28 protein-coding genes and 1 pseudogene are annotated in these 18,007 nt (G+C 69.4%); all 29 read left to right on the top strand.

The genetic code is table 11. From position 1 onward, the window contains the following. The first annotated feature begins 10 nt into the window (after positions 1–10). A complete protein-coding gene (locus KC207_RS07275) occupies positions 11–706 on the top strand; it encodes a spermine/spermidine synthase domain-containing protein (RefSeq protein ID WP_211602341.1) in 696 nt (231 codons plus the stop codon). A 4-nt stretch (positions 707–710) separates the two neighbouring features. Next, positions 711–1,244 carry a GNAT family N-acetyltransferase gene (locus tag KC207_RS07270; protein ID WP_211602340.1) on the top strand — a complete coding sequence of 178 codons (534 nt, stop codon included), beginning with the start codon at positions 711–713 and terminating at the stop codon, positions 1,242–1,244. A 329-nt stretch (positions 1,245–1,573) separates the two neighbouring features. Then, on the top strand, positions 1,574–1,948 hold the full coding sequence (gene rpsL, locus KC207_RS07265) for a 30S ribosomal protein S12 (protein WP_211602339.1): 375 nt from the start codon (positions 1,574–1,576) through the stop codon (positions 1,946–1,948). Further along, positions 1,948–2,418: a 30S ribosomal protein S7 gene (rpsG, locus tag KC207_RS07260; protein ID WP_211602338.1), complete on the top strand. Its 471-nt coding sequence runs from the start codon at positions 1,948–1,950 to the stop codon at positions 2,416–2,418. The genes rpsL and rpsG overlap by 1 nt, the downstream gene beginning before the upstream one ends. Positions 2,419–2,518: 100 nt before the next feature. Further along, a complete protein-coding gene (gene fusA, locus KC207_RS07255; protein ID WP_211602337.1) occupies positions 2,519–4,633 on the top strand; it encodes an elongation factor G in 2,115 nt (704 codons plus the stop codon). A gap of 114 nt (positions 4,634–4,747) precedes the next feature. Further along, positions 4,748–5,944, top strand: coding sequence for an elongation factor Tu (tuf, locus tag KC207_RS07250; protein ID WP_211602336.1), 1,197 nt, complete (start codon positions 4,748–4,750; stop codon positions 5,942–5,944). A gap of 446 nt (positions 5,945–6,390) precedes the next feature. Further along, the gene (gene rpsJ / locus KC207_RS07245) at positions 6,391–6,699 is read left to right on the top strand and encodes a 30S ribosomal protein S10 (protein ID WP_211602335.1); all 309 of its coding nucleotides are present in this window, start codon (positions 6,391–6,393) and stop codon (positions 6,697–6,699) included. Between the two features lie 8 nt (positions 6,700–6,707). Next, positions 6,708–7,364 (top strand): 50S ribosomal protein L3, encoded by a 657-nt coding sequence (rplC, locus tag KC207_RS07240; RefSeq protein WP_211602334.1) that lies wholly within the window; start codon positions 6,708–6,710, stop codon positions 7,362–7,364. Between the two features lies 1 nt (position 7,365). Next, positions 7,366–8,019, top strand: a complete 654-nt coding sequence (gene rplD, locus KC207_RS07235; protein WP_211602333.1) for a 50S ribosomal protein L4 — start codon at positions 7,366–7,368, stop codon at positions 8,017–8,019. Next, on the top strand, positions 8,016–8,315 hold the full coding sequence (gene rplW, locus KC207_RS07230; protein ID WP_211602332.1) for a 50S ribosomal protein L23: 300 nt from the start codon (positions 8,016–8,018) through the stop codon (positions 8,313–8,315). The genes rplD and rplW overlap by 4 nt, the downstream gene beginning before the upstream one ends. 21 nt (positions 8,316–8,336) lie before the next feature. Beyond that, positions 8,337–9,173, top strand: a complete 837-nt coding sequence (gene rplB, locus KC207_RS07225; protein WP_211602331.1) for a 50S ribosomal protein L2 — start codon at positions 8,337–8,339, stop codon at positions 9,171–9,173. 12 nt (positions 9,174–9,185) lie between these two features. Then, the gene (rpsS, locus tag KC207_RS07220) at positions 9,186–9,467 is read left to right on the top strand and encodes a 30S ribosomal protein S19 (RefSeq protein ID WP_211602330.1); all 282 of its coding nucleotides are present in this window, start codon (positions 9,186–9,188) and stop codon (positions 9,465–9,467) included. Then, on the top strand, positions 9,467–9,862 hold the full coding sequence (rplV, locus tag KC207_RS07215; protein ID WP_437179125.1) for a 50S ribosomal protein L22: 396 nt from the start codon (positions 9,467–9,469) through the stop codon (positions 9,860–9,862). The genes rpsS and rplV overlap by 1 nt, the downstream gene beginning before the upstream one ends. Further along, on the top strand, positions 9,862–10,653 hold the full coding sequence (rpsC, locus tag KC207_RS07210; protein WP_211602329.1) for a 30S ribosomal protein S3: 792 nt from the start codon (positions 9,862–9,864) through the stop codon (positions 10,651–10,653). Before rplV ends, rpsC begins: the two co-directional genes overlap by 1 nt. 3 nt (positions 10,654–10,656) lie before the next feature. Then, positions 10,657–11,076 carry a 50S ribosomal protein L16 gene (gene rplP, locus KC207_RS07205; protein WP_211602328.1) on the top strand — a complete coding sequence of 140 codons (420 nt, stop codon included), beginning with the start codon at positions 10,657–10,659 and terminating at the stop codon, positions 11,074–11,076. Further along, positions 11,076–11,297 (top strand): annotated as a pseudogene (gene rpmC / locus KC207_RS07200) (50S ribosomal protein L29); the annotation flags it as partial. The gene rplP and the pseudogene rpmC, both read left to right, overlap by 1 nt. A gap of 11 nt (positions 11,298–11,308) precedes the next feature. Next, the gene (rpsQ, locus tag KC207_RS07195) at positions 11,309–11,599 is read left to right on the top strand and encodes a 30S ribosomal protein S17 (RefSeq protein WP_211602327.1); all 291 of its coding nucleotides are present in this window, start codon (positions 11,309–11,311) and stop codon (positions 11,597–11,599) included. Between the two features lie 94 nt (positions 11,600–11,693). Beyond that, positions 11,694–12,062 (top strand): 50S ribosomal protein L14, encoded by a 369-nt coding sequence (gene rplN, locus KC207_RS07190; protein WP_211602326.1) that lies wholly within the window; start codon positions 11,694–11,696, stop codon positions 12,060–12,062. A 3-nt stretch (positions 12,063–12,065) separates the two neighbouring features. Beyond that, positions 12,066–12,410, top strand: a complete 345-nt coding sequence (gene rplX, locus KC207_RS07185) for a 50S ribosomal protein L24 (RefSeq protein ID WP_211602325.1) — start codon at positions 12,066–12,068, stop codon at positions 12,408–12,410. 5 nt (positions 12,411–12,415) lie between these two features. Next, positions 12,416–12,976 (top strand): 50S ribosomal protein L5, encoded by a 561-nt coding sequence (gene rplE / locus KC207_RS07180; RefSeq protein WP_211602324.1) that lies wholly within the window; start codon positions 12,416–12,418, stop codon positions 12,974–12,976. Position 12,977: 1 nt separating this feature from the next. Continuing rightward, complete coding sequence (locus KC207_RS07175; protein ID WP_211602323.1) at positions 12,978–13,163, top strand: type Z 30S ribosomal protein S14; 186 nt, start codon at positions 12,978–12,980, stop codon at positions 13,161–13,163. Positions 13,164–13,274: 111 nt separating this feature from the next. Beyond that, positions 13,275–13,673 (top strand): 30S ribosomal protein S8, encoded by a 399-nt coding sequence (gene rpsH, locus KC207_RS07170; protein ID WP_211602322.1) that lies wholly within the window; start codon positions 13,275–13,277, stop codon positions 13,671–13,673. A gap of 12 nt (positions 13,674–13,685) precedes the next feature. Continuing rightward, positions 13,686–14,222, top strand: coding sequence for a 50S ribosomal protein L6 (rplF, locus tag KC207_RS07165; protein ID WP_211602321.1), 537 nt, complete (start codon positions 13,686–13,688; stop codon positions 14,220–14,222). A gap of 3 nt (positions 14,223–14,225) precedes the next feature. After that, positions 14,226–14,600, top strand: a complete 375-nt coding sequence (gene rplR, locus KC207_RS07160; protein WP_211602320.1) for a 50S ribosomal protein L18 — start codon at positions 14,226–14,228, stop codon at positions 14,598–14,600. A 43-nt stretch (positions 14,601–14,643) separates the two neighbouring features. Continuing rightward, the gene (gene rpsE / locus KC207_RS07155; protein ID WP_211602319.1) at positions 14,644–15,285 is read left to right on the top strand and encodes a 30S ribosomal protein S5; all 642 of its coding nucleotides are present in this window, start codon (positions 14,644–14,646) and stop codon (positions 15,283–15,285) included. Beyond that, on the top strand, positions 15,285–15,467 hold the full coding sequence (gene rpmD / locus KC207_RS07150) for a 50S ribosomal protein L30 (RefSeq protein ID WP_211602318.1): 183 nt from the start codon (positions 15,285–15,287) through the stop codon (positions 15,465–15,467). The genes rpsE and rpmD overlap by 1 nt, the downstream gene beginning before the upstream one ends. Positions 15,468–15,469: 2 nt before the next feature. Beyond that, on the top strand, positions 15,470–15,961 hold the full coding sequence (gene rplO / locus KC207_RS07145; protein ID WP_211602317.1) for a 50S ribosomal protein L15: 492 nt from the start codon (positions 15,470–15,472) through the stop codon (positions 15,959–15,961). Between the two features lie 166 nt (positions 15,962–16,127). Then, positions 16,128–17,441, top strand: a complete 1,314-nt coding sequence (gene secY, locus KC207_RS07140) for a preprotein translocase subunit SecY (protein WP_211602316.1) — start codon at positions 16,128–16,130, stop codon at positions 17,439–17,441. After that, positions 17,441–18,007: an adenylate kinase gene (locus tag KC207_RS07135; RefSeq protein WP_211602315.1), complete on the top strand. Its 567-nt coding sequence runs from the start codon at positions 17,441–17,443 to the stop codon at positions 18,005–18,007. The genes secY and KC207_RS07135 overlap by 1 nt, the downstream gene beginning before the upstream one ends.

Genomic DNA, 18,007 nt, shown 5'->3' with positions numbered 1-18,007 from the left:
GACTGCCCCGATGGAGCCCGACCCGCCGCTGACGCTCGCCCGCGAGGCGACGCCGCACGGCGAGGTCGTCCTCCGGCGCCGCGGGGCGGTCCTCGAGCTCGTCGTCGACGGGGCGTTCGCGATGGACACCGTCGACACGACGACGGAGGTCCGGCTGGCCGAGGCGGCGCTCACCCGGCACCAGGAGCCGGAGCGGGTGCTCGTCGGCGGGCTGGGACTGGGCTTCACGGCCCGGGCCGTGCTCGCCGACCCCCGGGTCCGCCGGGTCGACGTGGTCGAGCTGGCCGAGCCGCTCGTGCGCTGGGCCCGGGAGGGTCTCGTCCCGGAGCTCGCCGGACTCGAGGGGGAGCGGTGCCGGCTCGTCGCCGACGACGTCGCCCACGTCCTCACCGGCGCCGGCTCCCCGCCCGGCCCGTGGGACGTGGTGCTCCTCGACGTCGACAACGGGCCGGGCTTCCTGCTCCACCCCGGCAACGCCGCGCTCTACGAGCGGTCCGGGCTGGCGGCCCTGCGGCGGTCCCTCGCCCCGGGCGGCGTGGGCGTCGTCTGGTCCTCCCACCCCGCGCCGGACCTGCTCGCCGGCCTGCGGTCCGTGGCCGCGCCGGGGGACGAGGTCGAGGAGACCGCCCTCGTCGTCCACCGCGAGGGGCGGGAGCTCACCTACTCCCTCTCGGTGCTGCACCGTGCTCCCGGTACGGCAGGATGAGCGGATGCGCGCCGACCTCGTGATCCGCCCGGAGCGCCCGCAGGACCACGCGGCCGTCGCGGACCTGCTCGACGCTGCCTTCCCCGCCGCCGGCGGCGGGCACGCGGCGGAGCGGACCCTCGTCGACGGGCTCCGCTCCGACGGCGACGTCCTGGCGCCCCTGACCTTCGTCGCCGAGCTCGACGGCGAGGTCGTCGGCTCGGTCGTCTGCAGCCGGGCGACGCTGGGGGAGGGCCGGTCCGTCGGGCTCGGGCCGGTCGCGGTGCGGCCCGACCTGCAGCGACAGGGGATCGGTGCCGCCCTCATGGCCTCGGTCGTCGCGACCGCGGACCAGCACGGCGAGCCGGCCGTCGTCCTCCTCGGGGACCCCGAGTACTACGGGGCGTTCGGCTTCGAGCCGGCGTCGGGCCACGGGATCCTCTCGCCCGGTCCCTGGGGCGACCGCTTCTTCCAGGTGCGCACGCTGCGCGCCTGGCGGCCCTCCCTCGCGGGTCGCTTCCGCTACGCCCCGGCCTTCGAGCGCCTCGACGAGGTCTGACCCGGTCACCGAGGCGGGGAGGCCCGAGCGGTACTCCGGCGCGAGAAGCCGCGATTTGGACCCCCGTGTCCCTGGCCGGTATTCTCGACATCCGTGTCTGGCTAGGTCCAGACCCTGGAGCCGCGACCACCGCCGGGAGGCGTCGGGGGCGGCCTCGCCCACCTCTTGCCGGGCGCCCCACATCGAGACCCTCGTCGAGGGTCGGTCGTGGGGAGTGCAGGGAGGAGCACCCGGTGCGACACACCCGACCACGGGGGTCGAGCACCGGGCACGACAAGGAGCATCGGCGCCGACGCCGACGCTTGACCAGACCACACGAAGGACTCACGTTGCCTACCATCAACCAGCTGGTGCGCAAGGGGCGGAAGGACAAGGGCAGCAAGCCCACCACCCCCGCGCTCAAGGGCTCCCCGCAGCGCCGCGGCGTCTGCACGCGCGTCTACACGACGACGCCGCGTAAGCCCAACTCCGCCCTCCGCAAGGTCGCCCGAGTCCGCCTCACCAGCGGCATCGAGGTCACGGCCTACATCCCGGGCGTCGGCCACAACCTGCAGGAGCACTCGATGGTGCTCGTCCAGGGCGGCGGCGTGAAGGACCTGCCCGGTGTCCGCTACAAGATCATCCGCGGCGCCCTCGACACCCAGGGTGTCAAGAACCGCAACCAGGCGCGGAGCCGCTACGGCGCGAAGAAGGGGAAGAGCTGATGCCTCGTAAGGGACCCGCTCCGAAGCGGCCGCTCGTCGTCGACCCCGTGTACGCCTCGCCGCTCGTGACGGCGCTGGTGAACAAGGTGCTCCTCGACGGCAAGAAGTCCACCGCCGAGCGCATCGTCTACGGCGCCCTCGAGGGCTGCCGCGACAAGACCGGCACCGACCCGGTCCAGACGCTCAAGCGCGCGCTCGACAACATCAAGCCGACCCTGGAGGTCAAGTCCCGCCGCGTCGGCGGTGCCACCTACCAGGTCCCGATCGAGGTCAAGCCGAACCGCGCGACGACGCTGTCGCTGCGCTGGCTCGTCGGCTACTCCCGGCAGCGCCGCGAGAAGACGATGACCGAGCGCCTCATGAACGAGATCCTCGACGCCTCCAACGGCCTCGGTGCCGCGGTGAAGCGTCGTGAGGACACGCACAAGATGGCCGAGTCGAACAAGGCCTTCGCGCACTACCGCTGGTGACCCGTCCGGGACCGGCCGCCCACCCGCGGCCGGTCCCGGGGCACCGCGGTACCGCGTACCGACACCCCGCACACCCAGCGACGAGACGAGAGCACCGAACGTGGCACAGGACGTCCTGACGGACCTCAAGCAGGTCCGCAACATCGGCATCATGGCGCACATCGACGCCGGCAAGACGACGGCGACGGAGCGCATCCTCTTCTACACCGGCGTCAACCGGAAGATGGGCGAGACGCACGACGGCGCCTCGACCACCGACTGGATGGAGCAGGAGAAGGAGCGGGGGATCACCATCACCTCCGCCGCGGTGACCTCCTTCTGGGAGGGCCACCAGGTCAACATCATCGACACCCCCGGGCACGTCGACTTCACCGTCGAGGTCGAGCGCTCGCTGCGCGTCCTCGACGGCGCCGTCGCCGTGTTCGACGGCAAGGAGGGTGTCGAGCCGCAGTCCGAGACGGTGTGGCGCCAGGCCGACAAGTACGGCGTGCCGCGCATCTGCTTCGTCAACAAGATGGACAAGCTCGGCGCGGACTTCTACTTCACCGTCGACACCATCAAGGACCGCCTCGGCGCGGAGCCGCTCGTGCTCCAGCTGCCGATCGGTGCCGAGAACGACTTCATCGGTGTCGTCGACCTCATCTACAAGCGCGCGCTCGTCTGGGAGGGCGACGCCAAGGGTGACGTCACGCTCGGCGCGAAGTACGAGATCCAGGAGATCCCGGCCGACATGACGGAGCGGGTGGAGGAGTACCGCCACCACCTCATCGAGCGGGTCGCCGAGTCCGACGACGCCCTCATGGAGAAGTACCTCGAGGGCGGCGAGCTGACCCCGGAGGAGATCAAGGAGGGCATCCGCACCCTGACGATCAAGTCCGAGCTCTACCCGGTCCTGTGCGGCTCCGCGTTCAAGAACCGCGGTGTCCAGCCGATGCTCGACGCCGTCGTCGACTACCTCCCCTCGCCGCTCGACGTCCCGCCGATGCACGGCCACGCGATGGGCAACGAGGACGAGGAGATCACCCGGGCCCCGAGCAAGGAGGAGCCGTTCTCCGCGCTCGCCTTCAAGGTCGCCTCGCACCCGTTCTTCGGCACGCTGACGTTCATCCGCGTCTACTCCGGCCACATCTCCGCCGGCACCCAGGTGCTCAACAGCACCAAGGGCAAGAAGGAGCGCATCGGGAAGCTCTTCCAGATGCACGCCAACAAGGAGAACCCGGTCGAGGACGCGATGGCCGGCCACATCTACGCCGCCATCGGCCTGAAGACGACGACGACGGGCGACACGCTCTCGGCGATGGACGCCCCGGTCGTCCTCGAGTCGATGACCTTCCCCGAGCCGGTCATCCAGGTGGCCATCGAGCCCAAGACCAAGGGTGACCAGGAGAAGCTGTCGACGGCCATCCAGAAGCTCGCCGAGGAGGACCCGACCTTCCAGGTCAACCTCGACGAGGAGACCGGCCAGACGATCATCGCCGGCATGGGCGAGCTCCACCTCGACATCCTCGTGGACCGCATGAAGCGCGAGTTCAAGGTCGAGGCGAACGTCGGCAAGCCGCAGGTCGCCTACCGCGAGACGATCCGCAAGCCGATCGACCGCTACGACTACACCCACAAGAAGCAGACGGGTGGGTCCGGGCAGTTCGCGAAGGTCCAGATCGCGCTCGCACCGCTCGACACCGCCGAGGGCGAGCTCTACGAGTTCGACAACAAGGTCACCGGCGGACGCGTCCCCCGCGAGTACATCCCGTCGGTGGACGCCGGCATCCAGGACGCCATGCAGTACGGCATCCTCGCCGGGTACCCGATGGTCGGCGTCAAGGCGACGCTGCTCGACGGCCAGGCGCACGACGTCGACTCGTCCGAGATGGCGTTCAAGATCGCGGGCTCGATGGCGTTCAAGGAGGCCGTGCGCAAGTGCGACCCGGTCCTCCTCGAGCCGATGATGGCCGTCGAGGTCCGCACCCCCGAGGACTACATGGGCGACGTGATCGGCGACGTCAACGCGCGTCGTGGTCACATCCAGTCCATGGAGGACGTCAGCGGCGCCAAGGTCGTCCGCGGCCTGGTCCCGCTGTCCGAGATGTTCGGCTACGTCGGCGACCTGCGGTCCAAGACCCAGGGTCGGGCGAACTACTCGATGGAGTTCGACTCCTACGCCGAGGTCCCGAAGTCCGTGGCCGAGGAGATCATCAAGAAGACCCGGGGCGAGTGACCGTTAGACTGGTCGCTGGTCTCCGCTGAGAGAAGCATCCACCAACCCCAGACGACGCCACGTCCTGCCCGGTCGTATCGGCGTTCAAGTAGAGAGTCCTGAGGAGGACATCAAGTGGCGAAGGCAAAGTTCGAGCGGTCCAAGCCGCACGTCAACATCGGAACCATCGGTCACATCGACCATGGCAAGACGACGCTGACGGCTGCGATCTCCAAGGTCCTGCACGACGCGTACCCGGACCTCAACGAGGCGTCGCCGTTCGACTCGATCGACAAGGCGCCCGAGGAGAAGCAGCGCGGCATCACGATCTCGATCGCGCACATCGAGTACCAGACGGAGGAGCGTCACTACGCCCACGTCGACTGCCCGGGTCACGCCGACTACGTGAAGAACATGATCACGGGTGCGGCGCAGATGGACGGCGCGATCCTCGTGGTCGCGGCGACCGACGGCCCCATGCCGCAGACGAAGGAGCACGTCCTCCTGGCCCGCCAGGTCGGCGTCCCCTACATCGTCGTGGCGCTCAACAAGGCCGACATGGTCGACGACGAGGAGATCCTCGAGCTCGTCGAGATGGAGGTCCGCGAGCTGCTGTCCGACTACGAGTTCCCGGGCGACGACCTGCCGGTCGTCAAGGTCTCGGCGCTCAAGGCCCTCGAGGGCGACGCCGAGTGGGGCAAGTCGGTCCTCGAGCTCATGAGCGCGGTCGACACCTACATCCCCGAGCCGCAGCGTGAGACGGACAAGCCGTTCCTCATGCCGGTCGAGGACGTCTTCACGATCACCGGTCGCGGCACCGTCGTCACCGGTCGTATCGAGCGCGGGATCCTCAACGTCAACCAGGACGTCGAGATCGTCGGCATCAACCCCGGCCCGCCCACGAAGACGACCGTCACCGGCATCGAGATGTTCCGCAAGCTCCTCGACGAGGGTCGTGCGGGCGAGAACGTCGGCCTCCTGCTCCGCGGCATCAAGCGCGAGGACGTCGAGCGCGGCCAGGTCGTCGTCCAGCCGGGCTCGATCACCCCGCACACCGAGTTCGAGGGCAACGTCTACATCCTGTCCAAGGACGAGGGTGGCCGGCACACGCCGTTCTACGACAACTACCGTCCGCAGTTCTACTTCCGCACCACGGACGTCACCGGTGTCGTGAAGCTGCCGGAGGGCACCGAGATGGTCATGCCCGGTGACAACACCGAGATGTCCGTCGAGCTCATCCAGCCGATCGCCATGGAGGAGGGCCTGCGATTCGCCATCCGCGAGGGCGGCCGCACCGTCGGCGCCGGCCGGGTCACCAAGATCACGAAGTGACCCGACGCCGGTCGCGCACCGGTTGAGCGCCGAAGGGCCCCGTTCCACCACCTGGTGGGGCGGGGCCCTTCGCGTGGCCCCGGGCCCGACGCGCCACGGTCGCGAGGGTGCGTGACGGGGGAGCGGCGGCGGTGTAGGCCCGATTTGGCCGAGCGCGACCGCCTCTGGCACACTAGAACGGTTGCTTGGCGTGCAGGCACGTCCCGACAGGGGCGGACCCGCCCGCCGCGACGCAGGACCGAACCGCCGGACGGCGGGGCGGCGCGTGCGCGAAGAGCCAGGCCCCCGGTTCCACCGGGACCGAAGAACCCACCAGCGGACGTGGCACGGGAGACCGTGCGGTCGCGGCGCTGCGGAGCGAGGGCGACACGCCCGACCTCGGGGGTCGGAGGCCCACCGGAGCCGACACCGACAGTTTGGACGGCGAGAGAGAGACGGAACGTCAGATGGCGGGACAGAAGATCCGCATCCGGTTGAAGTCGTACGACCACGAGGTCATCGACTCCTCGGCGCGCAAGATCGTCGACACGGTGCAGCGCGCCGGTGCCACCGTGGTGGGCCCGGTGCCGCTGCCGACGGAGAAGAACGTGTTCTGCGTCATCCGGTCGCCGCACAAGTACAAGGACAGCCGCGAGCACTTCGAGATGCGCACCCACAAGCGCCTCATCGACATCGTCGACCCGACCCCCAAGGCGGTCGACTCGTTGATGCGTCTCGACCTCCCGGCTGACGTCAACATCGAGATCAAGCTCTGAGGCTCGCGATGACCACCACTGCCACGAAGACCCAGAAGGGTCTGCTGGGCACCAAGCTCGGCATGACCCAGGTGTGGGACGAGGACAACCGCCTCCTGCCCGTCACCGTGATCCAGGCCGGCCCGAACGTCGTGACCCAGGTCCGCGACGCCGACACCGACGGCTACGCCGCCGTGCAGCTCGGCTACGGCGCGATCGACCCGCGCAAGGTCACCAAGCCGCTCACCGGCCACTTCGACAAGGCCGGCGTCACCCCGCGCCGTCACCTCGTCGAGATCCGCACCGCCGACGCCGCCGAGTACACCCTCGGCCAGGAGCTCGGTGCCGACACCTTCGAGGCCGGCCAGGACGTCGACGTCAGCGCGACGACCAAGGGCAAGGGCTTCGCGGGCGTCATGAAGCGCCACGGCTTCCACGGCGTCAGCGCCTCCCACGGTGCGCACCGCAACCACCGCAAGCCCGGCTCGATCGGTGGGTGCGCCACCCCCGGTCGCGTCTTCAAGGGCATGCGCATGGCCGGCCGCATGGGCGGCGTGCGCCACACGACGCAGAACCTCACGATCCACGCCGTGGACGCCGAGAAGGGCCTGCTGCTGGTCAAGGGCGCCGTCCCGGGCCCGCGCGGCGCCACCGTCCTCGTGCGCTCGGCCGCGAAGGGGGCCTGACATGGCTACCAAGACGCTCGACGTCACCCTCCCCTCGGAGATCTTCGACGTCCAGACCAACGTCCCGCTCATCCACCAGGTCGTCACCGCGCAGCTCGCCGCGGCCCGTCAGGGCACGCACGCGACGAAGACCCGCGGTGAGGTCCGTGGCGGTGGCCGCAAGCCGTACCGGCAGAAGGGCACCGGCCGCGCCCGCCAGGGCTCGACCCGCGCGCCGCAGTTCGCCGGCGGTGGGGTCGTCCACGGCCCGCAGCCGCGTGACTACGCCCAGCGGACCCCGAAGAAGATGAAGGCCGCCGCCCTGCGCGGTGCCCTCTCGGACCGGGCCCGCCACGGCCGCATCCACGTCGTCGAGGCGATCGCCACGGGCGACGCCCCGTCGACCAAGGACGCGATGGCGCTGTTCGCCGGGCTCACCGAGCGCCCCAACGTGCTCGTCGTGCTCGAGCGTGCCGACCTCGTCTCGATGAAGTCGGTCCGCAACCTCGCCGCGGTGCACGTCCTGGCCGTCGACCAGCTCAACACCTACGACGTGCTGTGCGCCGACGACGTCGTCTTCACCAAGGCCGCCTACGAGGCGTTCACGGGCGAGACCGTCGCGGCGAAGCCCGCTGCCAAGAAGTCCGCGGCGAAGGGCCAGGAGGACGAGAAGTGAGCCAGGAGAAGAACCCCCGCGACATCCTGATCGCGCCGGTCGTGTCCGAGAAGTCCTACGGGCTGCTCGACGAGGGCAAGTACACCTTCCTCGTCGACCCGCGGGCCAACAAGACGGAGATCAAGATCGCCGTCGAGCAGGTCTTCGGCGTCAAGGTCGACTCGGTCCACACGATGAACCGCCCGGGCAAGGCCCGCCGCACCCGGTTCGGCATCGGCAAGCGCAAGGACACCAAGCGCGCCATCGTCAGCCTCCGCGAGGGGTCGATCGACATCTTCGGCAGCGCCGGCGTCTGAGGAAGCTGAGGAACAGACACCATGGGTATCCGTAAGTACAAGCCGACGACGCCGGGGCGTCGCGGGTCGAGCGTGGCCGACTTCGTCGAGGTCACCCGCACGACCCCCGAGAAGTCCCTCGTCCGTCCGCTGAGCAAGAGCGGTGGCCGCAACAACAACGGGCGCATCACGACCCGTCACATCGGTGGCGGCCACAAGCGTGCGTACCGGGTCATCGACTTCCGTCGCCACGACAAGGACGGCGTGCCGGCCAAGGTCGCGCACATCGAGTACGACCCCAACCGCACCGCCCGGATCGCGCTGCTGCACTACGCCGACGGCGAGAAGCGCTACATCCTCGCGCCGCGCGGGGTCGAGCAGGGCACGGCGATCGAGAACGGCCCGACGGCCGACATCAAGCCGGGCAACAACCTGCCGCTGCGCAACATCCCGACCGGTACGGTCATCCACGCCGTCGAGCTGCGGCCCGGCGGCGGGGCGAAGATCGCCCGCTCGGCCGGCGTCCGCGTCCAGCTCGTCGCCAAGGACGGCCCGTACGCGCAGCTGCGCATGCCGTCCGGTGAGATCCGCAACGTCGACGTGCGCTGCCGCGCCACCGTCGGCGAGGTCGGCAACGCCGAGCAGTCGAACATCAGCTGGGGCAAGGCGGGCCGTATGCGCTGGAAGGGCAAGCGCCCGACCGTGCGCGGTGTCGTGATGAACCCGGTCGACCACCCGCACGGTGGTGGTGAGGGCCGGACCTCCGGTGGCCGCCACCCGGTGTCCCCGTGGGGCAAGCCGGAGGGCCGCACGCGGCGCCCGGGCAAGCCGAGCGACTCGATGATCGTCCGTCGCCGCCGTACTGGCAAGAAGCGCTGATAGGAGCCTGGAATGCCTCGTAGCCTGAAGAAGGGCCCCTTCATCGACGACCACCTCCAGAAGAAGGTGGACGCTCAGAACGAAGCGGGCACGAAGAACGTCATCAAGACCTGGTCGCGTCGCTCGGTCGTCTCGCCCGACATGCTCGGCCACACCCTCGCCGTCCACGACGGCCGCAAGCACGTCCCGGTGTTCGTCACCGAGTCGATGGTCGGCCACAAGCTCGGCGAGTTCGCACCGACCCGGACCTTCCGCGGTCACGTGAAGGACGACAAGAAGGGGCGTCGTCGCTGATGGCCACCGAGAACACCGTCATCGAGTCGCGGGCCGTCGCCCGCCACGTCCGGATCACGCCGATGAAGGCGCGACGGGTCGTCGACCTCATCCGCGGCAAGGACGCCCCCGAGGCGATCTCCGTGCTGCGCTTCGCTCCCCAGGGCGCGAGCGAGCAGGTCCGCAAGGTCCTCGAGTCCGCGATCGCCAACGCGCGGGTCCGGGCCGACCAGACCGCGGAGCGCTTCGACGAGCGCGAGCTCGTCGTCGCCAAGGCCTTCGTCGACGAGGGCCCGACGATGAAGCGGTTCCGCCCTCGGGCGCAGGGCCGCGCCAGCCGGATCAACAAGCGCACGAGCCACATCACGGTGGTCGTCGCGCCCAAGCCCACGACCACGAACGGAGGCACTCGCTGATGGGCCAGAAGGTCAACCCGCACGGCTTCCGTCTCGGGATCACCACGGACCACAAGAGCCGGTGGTTCGCCGACTCCACGAAGACGGGTCAGCGCTACCGCGACTACGTCAAGGAGGACGTGGCGATCCGCAAGCTCATGTCCACGGGCATGGACCGCGCCGGCATCGCCCGCGTCGACATCGAGCGCACCCGTGACCGGGTCCGCGTCGACATCCACACCGCGCGTCCGGGCATCGTCATCGGTCGCCGCGGCGCCGAGGCCGACCGCATCCGCGGCGAGCTCGAGAAGCTCACCGGCAAGCAGGTCCAGCTCAACATCCTCGAGGTGAAGAACCCCGAGGTCGAGGCCCAGCTCGTCGCGCAGGGCATCGCCGAGCAGCTCTCGGCCCGCGTGTCCTTCCGTCGCGCCATGCGCAAGGGGATGCAGTCCGCCACCCGTGCGGGCGCCAAGGGCATCCGCGTCCAGGTCTCCGGCCGCCTCGGCGGCGCGGAGATGAGCCGCACCGAGTTCTACCGCGAGGGGCGTGTGCCGCTGCACACCCTCCGCGCGAACATCGACTACGGCTTCTACGAGGCCCGGACCACCTTCGGCCGCATCGGCGTCAAGGTCTGGATCTACAAGGGCGACCTCACCGCGCGTGAGCTCGCGGCCCAGCAGGCCTCCGCGCCGCGCCAGGGTCGTGGCCCGCGTCGTGACGGCGCCGACCGTCCCGCCCGCGCCCGTCGCGCCCCGGCCGCCGAGCAGGCCTCGGGCGAGCAGGCGCCGGCCGCCAAGACCGAGGAGTCCTGACCCATGCTGATTCCCCGACGGGTCAAGCACCGCAAGCAGCACCACCCGAAGCGCTCCGGCATGGCCAAGGGTGGCACGCAGATCGCGTTCGGTGACTACGGCATCCAGGCCCTCGAGCCCGCCTACGTCACCAACCGCCAGATCGAGTCGGCGCGTATCGCGATGACTCGGTACATCAAGCGTGGCGGAAAGGTCTGGATCAACATCTACCCGGACCGCCCGCTGACCAAGAAGCCGGCCGAGACCCGCATGGGCTCCGGCAAGGGCTCGCCCGAGTGGTGGGTGGCCAACGTCAAGCCGGGCCGGGTCATGTTCGAGCTCTCCGGTGTTCCGGAGGACGTCGCGCGCGAGGCGATGCGCCTCGCCATGCACAAGCTGCCGATGAAGTGCCGCTTCGTCCAGCGTGAGGGTGGTGAGTACTGATGGCAGTCGGTTCCAAGGACCTGACGCCGCAGGAGCTGCGAGGGCTCGAGACCGAGCGTCTCGTCGACGAGCTCCGCAAGGCCAAGGAGGAGCTGTTCAACCTCCGGTTCCAGTCGGCCACCGGCCAGCTGGACAACCACGGCCGGCTGCGCGCCGTCCGCAAGGACATCGCCCGGATCTACACGGAGATGCGCGAGCGCGAGCTCGGCATCGGCGCGAAGGGTGAGGCCAAGTGAGCGAGAAGAAGGACGAGACCGTGACCGCGACGATCGAGCGCAACTACCGCAAGACCCGCCAGGGCTACGTGGTGAGCGACAAGATGGACAAGACCGTCGTCGTCGAGGTCCAGGACCGCGTCAAGCACGCGCTGTACGGCAAGGTCCTGCGTCGCTCGAGCAAGGTCAAGGCCCACGACGAGGAGAACAGCGCCGGCGTCGGCGACCGCGTCCTCATCATGGAGACCCGCCCGATGTCCGCGAGCAAGCGCTGGCGCGTCGTCGAGATCCTCGAGAAGGCCAAGTAACCCCCCGCGGGGGACGCCCCCGCGCCCCCGCCCCCGTTCGGCCAGGCTCGGCGCCGCGTGCGCAGAGAACCAGCACGACATCTAGGAGACAACAGTGATCCAGCAGGAGTCGCGACTGCGCGTCGCCGACAACACCGGTGCGAAGGAGATCCTCTGCATCCGTGTTCTCGGCGGTTCCGGTCGCCGTTATGCCGGTATCGGCGACACCATCGTCGCCACCGTCAAGGACGCGATCCCGGGCGGCAACGTCAAGAAGGGTGACGTCGTCAAGGCCGTCATCGTGCGGACCGCGAAGGAGCGCCGTCGGAACGACGGGTCGTACATCCGCTTCGACGAGAACGCCGCCGTCATCCTCCGCAACGACGGTGACCCGCGTGGCACGCGCATCTTCGGCCCGGTCGGCCGCGAGCTGCGCGAGAAGAAGTTCATGAAGATCATCAGCCTGGCCCCGGAGGTGCTCTGAGTCATGGCGACGAAGATCAAGAAGGGCGACACCGTCCAGGTGCTCGCCGGCAAGGACAAGGGCAGCACCGGCAAGGTCATCGCGGTCGACCGCGAGAACGGCCGCGTGACCGTCGAGGGCGTGAACCGGGTCACCCGGCACACCAAGGCGGGGCAGTCCAACCGGGGCAGCCGCACCGGTGGCCTCATCGTCCAGGAGGCCGCGATCCACGTGAGCAACGTGGCGATCGTCGACCCGTCGGACAAGAAGCCGACCCGGATCAAGACCCGCGTCGAGACCGTCGAGCGCGACGGCCGCCAGAAGGCGAGCCGTGTCCGCGTCGGCGTGCGCTCGGGCAAGGACCTGTGAGAGAGATGGCAGACACCGCGACCAGCCCCCGCCTCAAGGCGCGCTACCACGACGAGATCAAGGGCTCGCTCAAGGACCAGTTCTCCTACGGGAACGTCATGCAGGTCCCCGGCGTGACCAAGGTCGTCGTCAACATGGGCGTCGGCGACGCCGCGAAGGACAGCAAGCTCATCGAGGGCGCCGTGCGCGACCTCACGGCGATCACCGGCCAGAAGCCGGTCGTCACCCGGGCCCGCAAGTCCATCGCGCAGTTCAAGCTCCGCGAGGGCATGCCGATCGGTGCGCACACGACGCTGCGCGGCGACCGCATGTGGGAGTTCCTCGACCGGCTCGTCTCGGTCGCCCTCCCGCGCATCCGCGACTTCCGCGGGCTCTCGCCGAAGCAGTTCGACGGCCGTGGTAACTACACCTTCGGTCTCACGGAGCAGTCGATGTTCCACGAGATCAACCAGGACAAGATCGACCGGGTCCGCGGCATGGACATCACGGTCGTCACGACCGCGACGAACGACGACGAGGGGCGCGCGCTGCTCAAGGCGCTCGGCTTCCCGTTCAAGGAGAAGTGAGATGGCCAAGACCGCGCTCATCAACAAGTCCAACAAGAAGCCGAAGTTCTCGGTCCGCGCGTACACGCGCTGCCAGCGCTGCGGCCGCCCGCACTCGGTCTACCGCAAGTTCGGCCTGTGCCGGATCTGCCTCCGGGAGATGGCCCACGCGGGCGAGCTCCCCGGCGTGACCAAGAGCAGCTGGTAACAGACCGACCCGCCGCGCCCCGCGGCAGTCACGACAACATCCCATCTACATCGCAGGTCCGCCCGGGGAGCCCCCGGCAGAAACCACGGTGAGAGAGGGCGGAGAAGCCCAATGACCATGACAGACCCGATCGCGGACATGCTGACCCGCGTCCGGAACGCCAACTCGGCGCACAAGGACGAGGTCGACATGCCGTTCTCGAAGCTCAAGAGCCACATCGCGGAGATCCTCGAGGCCGAGGGGTACATCGCCGGCTGGAGCGTCGCCGACGCGGAGGTCGGCAAGACCCTGACCGTCCAGCTCAAGTACGGCCCCAACCGGGAGCGCTCCATCGCCGGCCTGCGCCGCGTGAGCAAGCCCGGTCTGCGCGTGTACGCCAAGTCCACGAACCTGCCCAAGGTCCTCGGCGGGCTCGGCGTCGCGATCATCTCGACGTCGTCCGGCCTCCTGACCGACAGGCAGGCCGCCAACAAGGGTGTGGGTGGGGAAGTCCTCGCCTACGTCTGGTAAGGGGAAGCAGCCATGTCGCGAATCGGACGTCTCCCCGTCTCGATCCCCTCGGGCGTCGACGTGACCATCGACGGTCAGCACGTCGTCGTCAAGGGCCCGAAGGGCGAGCTGAGCCACACCGTCGCCGAGCCGATCACCGTCGCCCGGGAGGACGACACCATCACGGTGTCCCGCCCGGACGACGAGCGTGAGTCCCGCTCGCTGCACGGCCTGAGCCGCTCGCTCATCAACAACATGGTCCTCGGCGTCACCGAGGGCTACACGAAGAAGCTCGAGATCCACGGCACCGGGTACCGCGTGCAGGCCAAGGGCAGCACCCTCGAGTTCGCCCTCGGCTACTCGCACTCGATCACGGTCGAGCCGCCGGAGGGCATCACGTTCGCCGTCGAGAACCCCACCCGGTTCTCGGTCGCGGGCATCGACAAGCAGCTCGTCGGCGAGACCGCCGCGAACATCCGCAAGCTCCGTCGGCCCGACCCGTACAAGGGCAAGGGCGTTCGGTACGAGGGCGAGCACATCCGCCGCAAGGTCGGAAAGGCTGGTAAGTAAGCGATGGCACTCATCACCAAGCGCGCCAAGGGCAAGTCGGCCGCACGGGTTCGCCGTCACGTGCGCGTCCGCAAGCAGGTCAGCGGTACCGCGGCCCGCCCGCGTCTCGTCGTCTCGCGCTCCTCGCGGCACGTGTTCGTCCAGGTCGTCGACGACACCGTCGGCAAGACCGTGGCGTCCGCGTCGACCATGGAGGCCGACGTGCGCACCGCCGAGGGCGACAAGCGCGACAAGGCCAAGAAGGTCGGCGAGCTCGTCGCCGAGCGCGCGAAGGCGGCCGGCGTCGAGTCCGTCGTCTTCGACCGTGGCGGCAACAAGTACCACGGCCGCGTCGCCGCCATCGCGGACGGCGCCCGGGAAGGCGGGCTGTCGCTGTGACCCGCGCCCGTACCACCACGTCCGTCGAGAAGAGGAACATCTGATGCCAGGACCCCAGCGTCGAGGCACCGGGAGTGGCCCGAACGACCGCGGCGGCGACCGTCGCGGAGGCCGGGACGACCGTCGCGGTCGTGACTCCCGGGACGCCGAGAAGAACCAGTACCTCGAGCGCGTCGTGACGATCAACCGCGTCGCGAAGGTCGTCAAGGGCGGCCGGCGGTTCAGCTTCACCGCGCTCGTCGTCGTCGGCGACGGTGACGGCACCGTCGGCGTCGGCTACGGCAAGGCCAAGGAGGTGCCCGCGGCGATCGCCAAGGGTGTCGAGGAGGCGAAGAAGAACTTCTTCCGCGTCCCCCGCATCCAGGGCACCATCCCGCACCCCGTCCAGGGTGAGGCCGCGGCCGGTGTCGTCATGCTCCGCCCCGCCAGCCCCGGTACCGGTGTCATCGCCGGTGGCCCGGTCCGTGCGGTGCTCGAGTGCGCCGGCATCCACGACGTGCTGTCCAAGAGCCTCGGCTCGGACAACGCGATCAACATCGTCCACGCCGCCGTCGAGGCCCTCCAGGGCCTCGAGCGCCCGGAGTCGGTCGCGGCCCGCCGCGGTCTCCCGGTCGACCAGGTCGCCCCCGCGGCGATGCTGCGCGCCCAGGCCGCCGGTGTGGCCGAGGCGAAGGCAGGTGCGTGATGGGTCGTCTCAAGGTCACCCAGACCCGGTCCGGGATCGGGGGCAAGCAGAACCAGCGGAACACGCTGCGCTCCCTCGGTCTGAAGCGCATCGGCGACGTCGTCGTCAAGGAGGACCGTCCCGAGATCCGCGGGATGGTCAACACGGTGACCCACCTGGTCGCCGTCGAGGAGGTCGAGTGAGCATGGCCGACACCACGAAGGCCGGCAAGGCCGCCGCGGGCCGTGAGGCCGCGGCGCTGAAGGTCCACCACCTGCGTCCCGCCCCCGGGGCGAAGTCCGCCAAGATCCGCGTCGGTCGCGGTGAGGGCGGCAAGCGCGGCAAGACCGCGGGTCGCGGGACCAAGGGCACGAAGGCCCGCTACCAGGTGCCCGAGGGCTTCCAGGGTGGCGCGACCCCGCTGCACATGCGGTTCCCGAAGCTGCGCGGGTTCACGAACCCGTTCAAGACCGAGTACCAGGTCGTCAACCTCGACAGGCTGTCGGCGCTCTACCCCGACGGTGGCGCGGTGACGGTCGAGGACCTCGTGGCCCGCGGCGCCGTCCGCGGCGGTCACCCGGTCAAGGTGCTCGGGACCGGCGAGATCTCCGTGGCGGTCGACGTCACGGCGGCGGCGTTCTCCGCGAGCGCCAAGGAGAAGATCGAGGCGGCCGGCGGATCGACCACGACCGCCTGACGCACCACCAGGACCGCGTGCCGCAGGGCCGGCTCCGGAGTCACTTCGGAGCCGGCCCTGCGCCGTCCGGTCCGCCCCCCGTGGCGACGGCGCCGTCGGAGTCACCGGGTATGTTGTGACGGATCGCTGACAACCGGCCGTGACCCGGCCGCTCCATGGAGGACCTGTGCTCACCAACTTCGGCCGAGCGTTCAAGACGCCCGACCTGCGCAGGAAGCTGCTGTTCACCCTCGGCATCATCGTGCTGTTCCGTCTCGGGTCGCACGTGCCGACGCCGGGCGTCAGCTACCCGCTCGTGCAGAGCTGCCTCGAGGGCGCCGACAACAGCAACCAGCTGCTCGGGCTCATCAACCTCTTCAGCGGCGGGGCACTGCTCCAGCTGTCGATCTTCGCGCTCGGGATCATGCCGTACATCACGGCGAGCATCATCGTGCAGCTGCTGACGGTCGTCATCCCGCGGTTCGAGGCCCTCAAGAAGGAGGGGCAGGCCGGCCAGGCGAAGATGACGCAGTACACCCGCTACCTCACCATCGGTCTCGCGGTGCTGCAGTCCTCGACGCTCATCACGTTCGCGCAGAACCCGCAGACGCTGTTCAACAACCCGGGCTGCACGAACATCCTCGCCGACGACTCCGTCGTCACCCTCCTCATCATGGTCCTCACGATGACCGCGGGCACCGGCCTGGTCATGTGGCTCGGCGAGCTCGTCACGGACAAGGGCGTCGGCAACGGGATGTCGCTGCTCATCTTCACCTCGATCGCGGCCCAGTTCCCGGGCTCGCTCTGGGCGATCCAGCAGCGCTCCGGCTGGTCGGTCTTCCTCGGGGTCATCGCCGTCGGGCTCGTCGTCATCGCCCTCGTCGTCTTCGTCGAGCAGAGCCAGCGGCGCATCCCGGTCCAGTACGCCAAGCGGATGGTCGGTCGCCGGGTCTACGGCGGCACCTCGACGTACATCCCGCTCAAGGTCAACATGGCCGGCGTCATCCCCGTGATCTTCGCGAGCTCGCTGCTCACGCTGCCGATGCTCGTGGCGCAGTTCAACCAGAGCCCCGACGGGGTCAACCCGGGCTGGGTCGACTGGCTCACCGCGACCTTCCAGACCGGTGACCACCCCGTCTACATGCTCACGTACATCGGGCTGATCCTCTTCTTCACGTTCTTCTACGTCTCGATCACGTTCAACCCGACCGAGGTCGCCGACAACATGAAGAAGTACGGCGGCTTCATCCCGGGTATCCGCGCCGGGCGACCCACGGCCGAGTACCTCAACTACGTCCTCACCCGGATCACCGTGCCGGGCGCCATCTACCTCGCGCTCATCTCGCTCATCCCGCTCATCGCGCTGGTGCTCGTCGACGCCAACCAGAACTTCCCGTTCGGCGGCACCTCGATCCTCATCATCGTCGGTGTCGGCCTCGAGACCGTGAAGCAGATCGAGGCCCAGCTCCAGCAGCGCCACTACGAAGGGTTCCTCCGCTGATGCGCCTCATCATCCTCGGTCCTCCCGGTGCCGGTAAGGGCACGCAGGCCTCCCGGATCGCCGACCACTACGGCATCCCGGCCATCTCGACCGGAGACATCTTCCGCGCGAACATCAAGGAGGAGACCGAGCTCGGTCTCCAGGTCAAGGAGATCCTCGCCTCCGGCGGCTACGTCTCCGACGGGATCACGAACGCGATCGTCGAGGACCGCCTCGCAAAGCCCGACTGCGCCTCCGGCTTCCTCCTCGACGGCTACCCGCGCACCCTGGCCCAGGTCGGCGCGCTCGACCAGATGCTGGCGCAGCAGGGCGCGGACCTCGGTGCCGTCCTCGAGCTCACGGTGGACGACGAGGTCGTCGTCGGCCGGCTGCTCAAGCGGGCCGAGACCGAGGGGCGCGACGACGACACCGAGGACGTCGTGCGGGACCGGATGGCGATCTACCACCGCGAGACCCGGCCGCTCGCGACGACGTACCGCGACCGCGGCCTGCTCGTCTCGGTCGACGGGGACGGCGCGATCGACGAGGTCACCGAGCGCGTCATCGACGCCCTCGGCCGCGTCTGA

The organism is Phycicoccus avicenniae (genome assembly GCF_018139485.1).
GTDB lineage: Bacteria > Actinomycetota > Actinomycetes > Actinomycetales > Dermatophilaceae > Phycicoccus > Phycicoccus avicenniae.
Note: the sequence above shows the minus strand (reverse complement) of the source record. Positions and strands in the feature narration are given on the sequence as shown.